The sequence below is a fragment of the Gordonia jinghuaiqii genome (assembly GCF_014041935.1).
GTDB lineage: Bacteria > Actinomycetota > Actinomycetes > Mycobacteriales > Mycobacteriaceae > Gordonia > Gordonia jinghuaiqii.
Map to the genome: position 1 here is coordinate 1,550,603 of NZ_CP059491.1, position 12,755 is coordinate 1,563,357.

Here is a 12,755-nt window from a genome sequence, read left to right on the forward strand (position 1 = left end):
GGCGGCATGTCGAGCACTCCACATTTCCTCCAGGGCGTCTTCACGTTCGCGGGGGCCGGTCTCGCCAAGCCGGGACCCATCGACGCGTCGCTGACCTTTGTCGTCCCCCCGGGAATGACGGCGCAGCCGTTGTACTTTCGCGGCGGCAACAGCTCCGATGAACTGATCTGCGTCACCCTCGTGCGCGACGGGAAGCCGATGCGGATGTTCCCGATGGGGGCCAAGTCGTCGGTCAACGTGCCGCTGCGGGTGGTCGAGGACGTGGACCCGGATGCCACGCTGGAACTCCTGATCGCCGCGCCGGAAGGTGCGAGCGGCGAGGTCGTCGTCGACTTCGGGATGGTCATCTTCTGATGTCGGCAGCGCAATCGGGTCGTCGGGGTGTCCCGGATCGCCTCCGACTGGTGGTGGTCGGCAACGGCATGGCCGGGGCACGGACCGTCGAGGAGATCCTCGAACGCGGCGGCGGTGACCTGTTCGACATCACCATGATCGGCGACGAGCCGTACGGGAACTACAACCGCATCATGCTCAGTCACGTCCTCGCGGGTGAGTCCACGGTCGACGACGACGATCTGATGCTCAACCCGATGGCCTGGTACCGCCAGAACGGCGTCACCCTTTTTGCCGGTGACCGCGCCGAGGCGATCGATCGGTTCGCGAAGACGGTGACGTGTGCGTCGGGCCGGGAGATCGAGTTCGACGTGCTCATCATCGCCACCGGCTCGCACACGTTCTTCCCCAACATGGACGGATTACGTGAACCCGACGGCAAACTCGCCCGCGGCGTGTTCGGGTTCCGGACCATCTCCGACACCAACGGCATGCTGCAGATGGCCACCGCGCGTGACCACGTCCGGGCCGTCGTGATCGGTGGCGGTCTCCTCGGGCTGGAGGCCGCGTACGGATTGCAGTCGCAGGGAGTATCCGTCGACGTGGTGCACTCGCCCGGACACCTGATGAACCAGCAGCTCGACGAGCGCGGCGGAAAGGTGCTGCGCAACAAGATCGAATCCCTCGGTGTGGGCGTGCACACCGGTAAACGCACGACGTCGGTGATGCGGAACGACGACGGAACCGTCTCCGGCGTCGGGTTCACCGACGGTGACTCGTTGCCCGCCGACATGATCGTGGTGACCGCGGGTATCCGGCCCAACGTCGAAATCGCCCGCAGCGCAGGGCTCGTCGTCGAACGCGGGATCGTCGTCGACGACCAGATGCGTTGCGAGGACGAGGCGTTCATCTACGCGGTCGGGGAGTGCGCGCAGCATCGCAGCGAGGTCTACGGTCTCGTCGCACCGCTGTGGGAGCAGGCCGTCGTGCTCGCCGATGTGTTGACCGGCGCGAATCCGAAAGCGGAATACCACGGTTCGCGGTTGACGACGAAGCTCAAGGTCGCCGGAGTCGACGTCGCGGCCATGGGGGTCAAGGGGCCCGAACGGGAGGACGACGAGTTCGTCCAGTTCTACGAACCGCGCAACGGCATCTACAAGAGCGTGGTGGTCCGCGACAACAAACTGATCGGCGCGATGCTGCTCGGCGACATCTCGAAGGTCAACTTCCTCACGCAGGCCTTCGACGACAAGGTCCCGCTGCCCGACGAACGCATCTCGATGCTGTTCGACATGGGCACGCCCAGCGCCGAGACCGGTGCCGCCGAACTCGCCGACGACGTGCAGGTGTGCAACTGCAACGGAGTCACCAAGGGCGACATCATGAGTTGCGTGGCGTCGGGCTGCACCAGCGTGGGGGAGGTGTGCGCCAAGACCCGTGCCGGTAAGGGCTGCGGGTCGTGCAAGGGTCTCGTCGCCGACATCGTCGAGCTCGCGGCCGGGGATTCGCTCACCGCCGACGCCTCGGCCGACTGGTATGTCCCGGCCATCCCGCTGACCAAACCCGAACTGATCGACGCCATCCGGCGGCAGAACCTGCGGTCGGTCAGTGACATCTTCGCCAAGCTCGCACCCGACGGTGAGGATGCGGCCGCGAAGATGCCGCTGGCGTCACTGCTGCGGATCATCTGGGGTTCGGACTGGAAGCGTGAACCGGGTGCGCTGTTCGTCAACGACCGTGTGCACGCGAACATCCAGCGCGACGGCACGTTCTCCGTGGTGCCGCAGATGAAGGGCGGGGTCACCTCGCCCGAGCAGCTGCGCAAGATCGCCGATGTGGCGGACAAATACTCGATCCCGATGATCAAGGCGACCGGCGGCCAGCGACTCGACCTCCTCGGCGTCAAGAAGGAGGATCTCCCCAAGGTGTGGGAGGACCTCGGCATGCCGTCGGGATACGCTTACGGTAAGAGCTTCCGGACGGTGAAGACCTGTGTGGGCACGGACTATTGCCGATTCGGGCTCGGGGATTCGACGCAACTCGGCATCGACATCGAGACGCGCTATCAGGGGCTGGAATCGCCGGCGAAGCTGAAGCTCGCGGTGACGGGGTGCCCGCGGAACTGCGCCGAGGCCCTGTGCAAGGACTTCGGCGTGGTCGCGATCGGCGACGGCAAATGGGAGATCTACGTCGGCGGTGCCGCCGGTGCGCACATCCGCAAGGGTGATCTGCTGGCGACGGTCGACTCACCCGCCGAGGTGATCCGGTTGTGCGGCATCTTCATCCAGTACTACCGCGAGCAGGGCAAGTGGCTCGAACGGACATATGCCTTCGTGCCGCGCATCGGGATCGAGGAACTCCGCGCGATTCTCGTCGATGACCGGGACGGGCTCGTCGAGGGACTGCAGCAGGGGATCGACGAGGCGGTCGAGGATTACGTCGACCCGTGGCTCGATCGTGCCGAACCGAAGTCGCCCGCCCAGTTCACCTCGGCACTGCCGTTGTTGCCGCTTCCGAAGGTGCCGGTCCGATGACTCGCGTCTCGGCCGAGACCGGTGTCGCCGTCGGGGTGATGGAGGATCTCCAGGTCGGTGAGAGTCGCGCATATGCGGTGCAGGACAGGCAGATCGCCGTGTTCCGGTTGACCGACGGAAGTCTGCGCGCCACCGACGCCGTGTGCCCGCACCGCGGCGGTCCCCTCGCCGACGGCCAGTTCGACATCGCCAAGATCGTCTGCCCGCTGCACCAGTACGCCTTCGCCTTCGCCGACGGCGGATGCGCGTCGGAAGGCATCGGCTCTGTCGGCGTCTACCGCGTCGAAGACCGCGACGGGGAGATCGTGATCTGGCTCTGAGGCGCCCGGCGCAGATACCCCACCGATGGCCTTCGGCATCGACACCTAGGGCGCGCCGAAGTGTCTAGGTGGGGTTTGTGCCGACAACGGGATCTACCCCGGTTCGCCGTAGATGCTCTCGGCGTCGTATGAGCGTCAGAATCGACGCCTCGGCCTGCTCCCATTGGTAGACAACTTGGTTGTAGGTCAACCTGATCACCACGTAGCCGAGTTCGACAGCTATCCGGTCGCGCTCCCGATCACGCTCGAACTGGGTGCGGCTGGCGTGGTACTCCATCCCGTCCACCTCGATGATCAGGCGGTTGCCCACCAGCAGGTCGACTCGTCCGACACCGGTGATGGTCACCTGCGTCGAGACCGTGATGTTTCGGGCGCGGAGTCTGAGGCGCACCATGCTCTCGGTGCCGGATTCAGCTAGGTCACATTTGTCGAGAAGGTCTCGGATGGCGCGCGGGCAGTCCCTCAGAGCGGCCGCCAGTTCCTCTCGGTTCGTCAGCTTCTTGTTCAGGATCGAGTCCAGGACGACGACGATACCTTCGTGGTCGAGGCAGCGTACGGCGTACTGAAGTGCGGTCGGTAGGTCATCGACGGCGCTCGTCGCGGCCGGCGGTCGGCCATGACGGCGGCAGAAATTCGAAGAGCCGCGTTGCGAATCCTCGGTACCGCGAACATGGACTGTCGTTCCGGTGGGCGGGACCCAGACATTGTGTAGCCGCAACGCATCCACACACGTCAGCACACCGCCGGCCGCCACCGCGGCGACGACGGTCGGGTGCGCGTCTGCGGTGGCGTACCAGCCGCGACGGATCTTTCGGAGGGTGTTGTCCTTCATGAGCCGGCGAAGTCGAGTGCGGGTGATCCCCAGTTTCTGAAGCGTCGACGATGATGCAACCCCGCGGTCGAGACGGGTCTGGGTGTGAGCATCCATGCGTGAACCGTCTCAGTGGTTCGTTCCCCTGAACGCGAGAGCCACGTGCTTGTGGACAACAACGGGACCGTCGACGACTTGTGGATGTGAACCCCGACGTCACAAACCCCACGGATCACGGCGTGCATCGACGTATTGGGCACCGCGTCGGCTGTTTGCGGGGTTTGCGTCAGTACACGTCGCGCACATACCGCTTGTCGGCGGCCAACGCCTTGACGTACGACTCCGCACCGGCCGGGGACCGCCGCCCATACTGCGCAACAATGCCTTTCAGGGCGGCGTCGACGTCCTTGGCCATCCGGGTGGCGTCGCCGCACACGTAGACGTGGGCTCCTTCGTGGAGCCACTGGTAGAGCTCCTCGCCGTGTTCGCGCATGCGGTCCTGGACGTAGATCTTGCGGTCCTGGTCGCGGGAGAAGGCGACGTCGAGGCGGGTCAACAACCCGTTCCCGAGCATCGTGGTGAGTTCGTCCCGGTAGTAGAAGTCGGTGGCCGAGTACTGTTCGCCGAAGAAGAGCCAGTTCTTGCCGGTGTGGCCCAATGCCTCTCGCTCGCGCAAGAAGCCGCGGAACGGGGCGATGCCGGTGCCCGGGCCGATCATGATCATCGGGGTGTCGGGGTCGGCGGGCGGCCGGAAGTGGGTGGTCGAGGTGACGAAGACGCCGACCTCCTCCTCGTCGGCGTGGTCGGCGAGGAAGGTCGAGCAGACCCCGCCGCGTGGAGTGCCGAACACGTTGTAGCGCACCGCCGACACGGTCAGCTGTACCTCGTCGGGATCCTCGAAAGGACTCGACGAGATCGAATACGACCGTGGGACGATCGGTTTGAGCACCTGCAGCCAGTCCTCGACGCCGGCCACGACGGGATGTTCGGCGAGCACATCCACCGACTGCCGACCCCACGACCAGTCGTTGAAGCCCTGCTTGTTTCCCGCGGCCACGAGGGTCCTCAACTCGTCCGCCCCGGACCGATCGCCGACGAACCGCACGAGATCCGGTGTGACCCGGGCGAATTCGAGCCGTTCGCGCAGCGCCTGATGCAGCGACATCACGTCACCGCCGACCGTCACCGACGCCGCGCCGTCCAGCTTCGCCCGGTCCAGGAACTCCTCGATCAGTGCGAGGTCGTTCAGCGGCCACACGCCGAGGGCGTCGCCCGCCTGATAGGTCAGCGTGTTCGACGGCAGCGCGAACCCGAAGTTGCGCACATCTTTCTGCGACCCGTCGGCGTTGAGCCGCACATTTCGCACCAGCGAGGTGGTCAGCGGCTTCTTGCGCGAGTACGCCGACGCCGTGCGCACCGACGGGGCGGCGGCCGAGTCTGCGGGCTCGCTGACCACGGTCACACGCTCGTCGGTCACCCCGGACGCCGGCGCCCGGTTGCCCATGCTGATGGCGCGGATGACATCGGTCAACCAGCCGCCGGCCGTGTCCTCGAAGTCGGGTTCGCAGTCGACCCGGTCCAGCAGCCGGCGACCCCCGAGCTCCCCGATACGGGCATCCAGTTTGCGTCCGTGGCCGCAGAAGTCGTCGTAGTTCGAGTCGCCGAGAGCCAGCACCGCGAAGTCGACGCCGGAGAGATCGGGCGCCTCCTCGGAGTTCAGCGCATCCCAGAACGACGACCCGTTGTCGGGTGGATCGCCGTCGCCGGTGGTGGAGGTGACGAACAGCGCGGTGCCGCTCAGTTGCTCGACCTCGACGTCGTCCATCGACCTGGCGTCGACCCTGAGCCCACTGGCCTTGACCCGTTCGGCGGTCTCGGTGGCCAGTTCCTCGGCGTTGCCCATCTGCGACGCCCACAGCACCGTGACGGTGTCGACCATGGCCTCGGACCCCGGTGAATCGGACCCCGGTGAATCGGACCCCGGTGAATCGGTCACCGGGACAATGGGATCGGACCGGGAGAACATGCCTGCCAGGACTCCCGAGACCCACATCCGCACGTCGGCGCGCAGCGGGGCGTCGCCGGGGACCGTGGGTACCCCCGACGGTGCCGCGCCGATCCCGGCGGCCAGTCCGGCCAGGTAGGTGCGCTCCGACGACGTGAGCTCCGGGGTGGCGACATCCGAGACCCCGAGAGCCGCGCCGAGTTGGGTGGCCCCGTTGGGTGCGTTGGCGAGTGGGGCAGCCTCGGCGGGAGCGGTGGAGCCGGTCACCTTGGTCAGCGTCACCGCGCAGACCTTGAGCTCCGGCTGCTGCGACAACGGGTCCACCGCGTCGGAGGTGACCGCGTTGATCGCGAGGTGTTCGCCGAAGACGTCATTCCAGTGGAACGGCACAAAGCAGTTGCCGGGGCGTACGCGGTCGGAGACCCTGGCCGGCAACACCGCATGGCCTCGACGCGACGCCACCTCGACCTTGTCCTTGCCGGCGATGTTCAGCCGCTGCGCATCCTCGGGGTGCAGTTCGACGAACGGCTCTGGGTTGAGTTTGTTCAGCTTGGCCACCCGGCCGGTCTTGGTCATGGTGTGCCACTGGTGCGGCAGCCTGCCGGTGTTGAGCAGGAACGGATAGTCGTCGTCGGGCAGTTCGTCGGGGTCGAGGTGGGGGCGTGCGAAGAACTGCGCACGACGGGTGGGCGTGGCGAAGGCCAGGTGCGGCACGGAACCGTCGTCGAGGCGGTGCAACGTCTGGCTCCGACCGTCGTTCAGGTACCGGATCGGATTGCGGGCCTTGGTGTTCTCCGGGTCGGGGGTGTTCTCCGGGTCGGTGGTGCCCGCCGGGTCGGGCGGGGGCGGACACGGCCACTGCATCGGCGTCCGACGGAGCCGGTCGTAGGTGACGCCACGCAGGTCGTAGCCGGTGTTCGGGTTGGCGAACTGCGTGATCTCGGCGAAGACCTCGTCGGCGCTCGAGTAGTCGAACGCGTCGGCGTAGCCCATCTCCGACGCGATGCGCGCGATGATCTCCCAGTCCGGGATCGCCTGACCCGGCGCGTTCAGGGCCGGTTCGAACAGGGTGAGGTTGCGTTCCGAATTCACCATCACGCCGGTCGATTCCGACCACAGGGTCGCCGGGAGGACGACGTCGGCGTACTGGTTGGTCTCGGTCTCGGAGAAGGCATCCTGGGTGATGACGAGGTCGGCGCGCTCCAACCCCTCGATGACCGTCTTCCGATTGCCCACGGAGGCAACGGGATTGGTGCAGATGATCCAGCAGGCCTTGATCTCGCCGTCGGCCATGCGGCGGAACAGGTCGATGGTGCCGCCGCCGATGTCGGTGCGCAGCGTCCCCGCCGGAACACCCCACGCGGCTTCCACGAGGTCGCGGTCGGCCTCCGACAGCACGGAGCGCTGACCGGGAAGGCCCGGCCCCATGTAGCCCATCTCGCGGCCGCCCATGGCATTCGGCTGTCCGGTCAGGGAGAAGGGTCCGCTGCCCAGCCGGCAGATGGCGCCGGTGACGAGGTGAAGGTTGATGAGCGCGTTGGTGTTCCACGTTCCGTGGGTCGATTGGTTGAGGCCCATCGTCCAACAGCTCATCCAGTTCGGCGCGTTCCCGATCATGGCGGCCGCGGCGCGCAGGTCGTCGGCGGCGATCCCGGTGATCGACTCGACCACCTCCGGTGGGTACTGGGCGGCGAACTCCGGCATCTGTTCGAAACCGTCGGTGAACGAGGCGATGAACTCGTCGTCGGTGTGGCCGTTGCTGATCAGCAGGTTCAGCAGGCCGTTGAGGAAGGCGAGGTCGGTGCCGGACCTGATCTGCAGGAACAGGTCGGCCTTGTCGGCGGTCGCGGTACGTCGTGGGTCGACGACGATCAGTCTGGCGCCCGCCTTGACCCGGTCCATCATCCGCAGGAACAGGATCGGGTGGCAGTCGGCCATGTTGGCGCCGATGACGAGGAACACGTCGGCGTGGTCGAAGTCCTGATACGAGCCGGGCGGGCCGTCGGACCCCAGTGACAGTTTGTAACCGGTGCCGGCGCTGGCCATGCACAGGCGCGAGTTGGACTCGATCTGGTTGGTCCCGATGAAACCCTTGGCCAGTTTGTTCGACAGGTACTGCGCCTCGAGGGACATCTGCCCCGACACGTAGAGGGCCACCGCGTCGGGTCCGTGGTCGTCGACGATGGCGCGCAGGCGGCGTGCGGTGTCGGACAGGACGGCGTCGAGCTCGGCGGGCCGGAGCTGACCGCCGCGGTCCTCGCGGACCAGGGGGGCGTCGAGGCGCCCGCCGCCGGCGAGCATGTCCGCGGTCGTCGAACCCTTGGTGCACAGCCGGCCGAAGTTCGTGGGGTGATCGGTGCGACCGACGGTCTTGGTGATGCGGTTGGCGTCGTCGTCGAGTTTCATCTCCATGCCACAGCCGACACCGCAATAGGCGCACAGCGACATCACCGATCGCGACGTCACCGAAGGGGCGGGCACTGAGATCGTCACGCCTCCAGCGTCGAAGGTGGATGTTTCGCGGCCCGAAGGCCGGCGTTACGCAGCCATCAACTTGACCTCACAGCACTCGGCAACGGGTGTGATGCGTCAGAGAACCGCTGGTGAGCCCCGGCCGGGGCACTCGAACGGCTGGCTTTCGGCGTTGCTCAGGCACATCTCAGCCGGGGTGGATAAGACTGTATCCATGCGCATCCTCGTGGTTGATGACGACCGGGCGGTTCGGGAGTCGTTGCGACGGTCGCTCACCTTCAACGGATACAGCGTCGAAACCGCGGGCGACGGCATCGAAGCGCTCGAGAAGATCCTCGCCGACCGGCCCGACGTCGTCATCCTCGACGTCATGATGCCGCGGCTCGACGGTCTCGAGGTGTGCCGCCGGCTCCGCTCCGCCGGTGACGACCTGCCCATCCTGGTGCTGACGGCGCGGGACTCGGTCTCCGAGCGGGTCTCCGGACTCGACGCCGGCGCCGACGACTACCTGCCCAAGCCGTTCGCGCTCGAGGAGCTCCTCGCGCGGCTGCGTGCATTGCTCAGGCGTGCGTCGCCCGACCCCGACGCCGACTCCGAGACCCTCACCTTCGCCGATCTGTCGCTGGACCCGGTGACCCGCGATGTGACGCGCGGCGAGCGCTCGATCAGCCTCACCCGCACGGAGTTCGCGCTCCTGGAGATGCTGATGGCCAACCCGCGGCGCGTGCTGTCGCGCAGTCGCATCCTCGAAGAGGTGTGGGGTTATGACTTCCCGACCTCGGGCAACGCGCTCGAGGTCTATGTCGGCTACCTGCGCCGCAAGACCGAGGCCGACGGTGAGCCGCGACTGATCCACACGGTGCGTGGCGTCGGCTACGTGCTCCGGGAGACACCGCCGTAGTGGACCGGTCGTCGACGAACAGCGAGTCGAAGTCCACCGTCGCCCCGCACGCACCCGGGACCCATTCCGCCCTGCGGGATCGGCTGGCCCGGCTGCTCACCGGAAACGCGGGGGGCGCAACCGGATCCGGGGAGAAGCAGATGCGGGCGCCGATGCCGCTGATGCGGGCGGTGTCGCTGCGCACGCGCGTCACGATCCTCTCCGCGACCGTCGTGCTGGTCTCGGTGAGCCTGATGGCCGCCGCGGCCTACTTCGTGGTCTACCGCGCGATGTACAACGAGGTCGATCAGCAACTCGAGAGCCGAGCCGACGGGATGGCCGCACTCGCGCGGGCCGGGGTGCTGCGGGACCAGCCCGAGCAGCTGGTCGCCGGAACCGTGTTCTCCACCAGCATCTCCATCGCGCTGGTGACCCCGAGCGGGGAGACCTATCTCATCGGCCAGGTGCCGTTCGAAGATGTCGAACGCGACATCGTGCGGGCCCCGGCGGTGCCCGGATCCACTCGGCAGAGCCTGCGCACCACCCGCAACCAGCGGGTCCTGACCCGCAAGCTCGACGACGGCAACACGCTGGTTCTCGCCCAGAGCCTGGTCCAGACCGACCGGGTTCTCAAGCGTCTTGCCTGGGTGCTGCTCGTGGTCGGTTGTGGCGGAGTCGCTTTGGCGGCCCTGGCCGGAACGGCGGTCGCCCGGGCCGGACTGAGACCCGTGGCCCGACTCAACCGTGCGGTGGAGCGGGTCGCCCGCACCAACGACCTGACGCCCATCCCGGTGACCGGCAACGACGAGTTGGCTGACCTGACCGCCAGTTTCAACGCGATGCTGCGGGCGCTCGACGAGTCCCGCGACCGGCAGGCACGTCTCGTCGCCGATGCGGGCCACGAACTGCGGACCCCGCTCACCTCGCTGCGGACCAATCTGGAGTTGCTGATCGCGGCGAGCCGGCCAGGGGCGCGGGCCGTGCCCGAACAGGACATGGTCGAGTTGCGCGAGGACCTGATCGCCCAGATCGAGGAATTGTCCACGCTCGTCGGCGATCTGGTCGACCTCGCCCGCGAGGACGCCCCCGAGGTGGTCTACGAGGAGATCGACCTCGCCGAGATCGTCGAGCAGGCACTCGAACGAGTTCGGCGGCGCCGCAACGACGTCGAGTTCGAGGCCAACCTGTCGTCCTGGTACGTGTTCGGCGAACAGCACGGGATGTCGCGGGCGGTGCTGAACGTGCTGGACAACGCCGCCAAGTGGAGTCCGCCGGGACGTTCGGTGCGCGTCGAGCTGACCCAGGTGGGGATGTCGACCGCGGAGCTCACCGTCGCCGACGCCGGGCCCGGCATCCCCGAGGAGGACCGTGATCTGGTGTTCGAGCGGTTCTACCGGTCGACGCAGTCGCGCTCGATGCCCGGCTCCGGTCTGGGACTGGCGATCGTGCGGCAGGTGGTCGAACGTCACGGTGGACACGTGGTGGCCGACACCTCGCCGCTCGGGGGAACACTGATCCGGATGACCCTGCCGGGACGCGCGACCGCCGCGGAACCATCTCCGCAAGTGATTCGTCAGTAGGGGAGAAGCGCGTGACATCGGGTCACTCGACGCGGCGCCGCGGGTGGAGAACAGCTGTGTGTTACCCGAGGTGACCTGCTCACCGATCACCTAGGGTTGACCGAAGGCGCTGTTCGGGTACGACGGTTGAGGTGTTCCGGCCATACCCAGCCACTATGGGACAACCCGGCCCGGCGTGTACGGCCGGACCAGGACGACGAGGAAGAGACGACAATGACGACTGGCGGTTCGCAAGGTGGCGGTCCGTACGGGGGTGGCCAGCACAGCGGTGGCCAGCACAGCGGGGCCAACCCGCCCACTCCGTCCGGAGCCGAGTCACCGACGCCGTCCTACGGCGCACCGGGATATCCAGGCCGGGACTCCGGCGGACCGGGCGCCCCGCCGTCGGGTTCGTTCCCCTCGCCGGGTCCTGCGCACTCCTATGGCGGTGGCAACGCGCCGACGTCGTCCTACGGCACCAGCCAGTTCCCTCCGCAGGGGCAGTACGGCCGTCCCGGCGGCCCGGGACCTTCATACGGTCCGCCCGGACCGGGCGCCTACGGCTCGCAACCCGGTGCCCAGCCCGTCTTCGGGGACCCGGCCGGTGACCCGACGAGGTCTCCGGCGAAGAAGGGCGGCGGCGGACGTCTGGCGGCGCTCGGAGCGGCTGCGCTGGTGCTGGCACTCGTCGCCGGCGGTGTCGGCGGTTTCGCCGGGTACACGCTCGCCGACTCCGACAACGGCTCGACCAGCAACACCAGTGGTCCGCTCGGTGGCGATCCCAGCGCCAACGGCAACAACAACCCCGTCTCTGCCCCGGAGGGCTCGGTGCAGGAGGTCGCTGCCAGGGTGCTCCCGTCGGTCGTCTCGATCGAGGTCGCCTCGGGCGGTGCCCTCGGGTCGGGTTCGGGCGTGGTCCTGAGCCGGGACGGCGTGATCATGACCAACAACCACGTCGTGAGTGCGGGCGGGAACGCTCCCGCGTCCAAGGTCGCGGTGAACTTCTCCGACGGGTCCCGGTCCGAAGCCCGCGTGCTGGGGGCGGACCCGATCTCCGACATCGCGGTCATCAAGGTCCAGCGCGACGATCTGACCGCGATCACGGTCGGCAACTCGAACAATCTCGCGGTGGGACAGGACGTGATCGCGATCGGCTCGCCCCTGGGCCTCGCGGGCACGGTCACCACCGGCATCATCAGTGCGCTCAACCGCCCGGTGCTGACGTCGCGGGATCCCAGTAGCAACACCACGTCGGTGATCGACGCGATCCAGACCGACGCCGCGATCAACCCCGGCAACTCCGGCGGCGCCCTGGTGAATGCGCGGGGTGCGCTGATCGGTATCAACACCGCCATCGCGACCCTCGGCGGGGGAGAGGAACAGGCCACTGGCAGCATCGGACTCGGGTTCGCGATCCCGATCGATCAGGCGATCCGGGTGGCCAAGGAACTCGAGACGACCGGAAAGGCCAGTCACGCCAACATCGGTGTGTCGGTGCGTCCGAGCGGAGACACCGACGCTCCCGGGGCCGTCGTCACCGCGGTGACACCGGGTGGGCCGGCCGCGGCTGCGGGCATCCCCGCCGACGCGGTGATCACCAAACTCGACGATCGCGTGATCTCCTCGGGCGACGCCCTGGTCGCCGCGGTGCGTTCGCACGCACCGGGAGACACCGTGACCGTGACCTATCGGGTCAACGGTGCGAGCAGGACCGCACAGGTGAAGCTGGGGACGCTCGAGGTCAAGTGACCGGCGAGCGCGGGGCTCGGTGACCCGCAAGTGCAACTTTTCATCGAGGTTGCACCTGCGCCCGACGAAGGCGCTGGTGCAGCGCAGCACGA

General features: G+C 67.5%; 8 protein-coding genes. 6 read left to right on the forward strand and 2 right to left on the reverse strand.

Annotation, left to right across the window (positions count from 1 at the left end):
* Window positions 1-6 precede the first annotated feature (6 nt).
* The 3 genes from H1R19_RS06870 to H1R19_RS06880 are packed head-to-tail and all read left to right on the forward strand — an operon-like array spanning window position 7 to window position 3,187.
* A complete protein-coding gene (locus H1R19_RS06870) occupies window positions 7-354 on the forward strand; it encodes a molybdopterin oxidoreductase (RefSeq protein ID WP_188330023.1) in 348 nt (115 codons plus the stop codon).
* Window positions 354-2,867, forward strand: coding sequence for a nitrite reductase large subunit NirB (gene nirB / locus H1R19_RS06875; protein ID WP_219851051.1), 2,514 nt, complete (start codon window positions 354-356; stop codon window positions 2,865-2,867). The genes H1R19_RS06870 and nirB overlap by 1 nt, the downstream gene beginning before the upstream one ends.
* Window positions 2,864-3,187 carry a Rieske (2Fe-2S) protein gene (locus H1R19_RS06880; protein ID WP_188330021.1) on the forward strand — a complete coding sequence of 108 codons (324 nt, stop codon included), beginning with the start codon at window positions 2,864-2,866 and terminating at the stop codon, window positions 3,185-3,187. The genes nirB and H1R19_RS06880 overlap by 4 nt, the downstream gene beginning before the upstream one ends.
* 64 nt (window positions 3,188-3,251) lie before the next feature.
* Here H1R19_RS06880 and H1R19_RS06885 read toward each other — a convergent pair whose 3' ends face one another.
* Window positions 3,252-4,115 (reverse strand): endonuclease domain-containing protein, encoded by an 864-nt coding sequence (locus H1R19_RS06885; protein ID WP_219851052.1) that lies wholly within the window; start codon window positions 4,113-4,115, stop codon window positions 3,252-3,254.
* 169 nt (window positions 4,116-4,284) lie between these two features.
* Window positions 4,285-8,451 carry a bifunctional nitrate reductase/sulfite reductase flavoprotein subunit alpha gene (locus H1R19_RS06890; RefSeq protein ID WP_219851548.1) on the reverse strand — a complete coding sequence of 1,389 codons (4,167 nt, stop codon included), beginning with the start codon at window positions 8,449-8,451 and terminating at the stop codon, window positions 4,285-4,287.
* Window positions 8,452-8,689: 238 nt separating this feature from the next.
* On the opposite strand from H1R19_RS06890, the gene H1R19_RS06895 reads away from it, so the two are divergent.
* The 3 genes from H1R19_RS06895 to H1R19_RS06905 all read left to right on the forward strand — a co-directional run bounded on the left by H1R19_RS06895 (window position 8,690) and on the right by H1R19_RS06905 (window position 12,663).
* Window positions 8,690-9,376 (forward strand): response regulator transcription factor, encoded by a 687-nt coding sequence (locus H1R19_RS06895; RefSeq protein WP_188330019.1) that lies wholly within the window; start codon window positions 8,690-8,692, stop codon window positions 9,374-9,376.
* A 71-nt stretch (window positions 9,377-9,447) separates the two neighbouring features.
* Window positions 9,448-10,935 (forward strand): sensor histidine kinase, encoded by a 1,488-nt coding sequence (locus H1R19_RS06900; RefSeq protein ID WP_188330128.1) that lies wholly within the window; start codon window positions 9,448-9,450, stop codon window positions 10,933-10,935.
* 213 nt (window positions 10,936-11,148) lie between these two features.
* Window positions 11,149-12,663 carry a S1C family serine protease gene (locus H1R19_RS06905; RefSeq protein WP_188330018.1) on the forward strand — a complete coding sequence of 505 codons (1,515 nt, stop codon included), beginning with the start codon at window positions 11,149-11,151 and terminating at the stop codon, window positions 12,661-12,663.
* The last annotated feature ends 92 nt before the right edge of the window (window positions 12,664-12,755 follow it).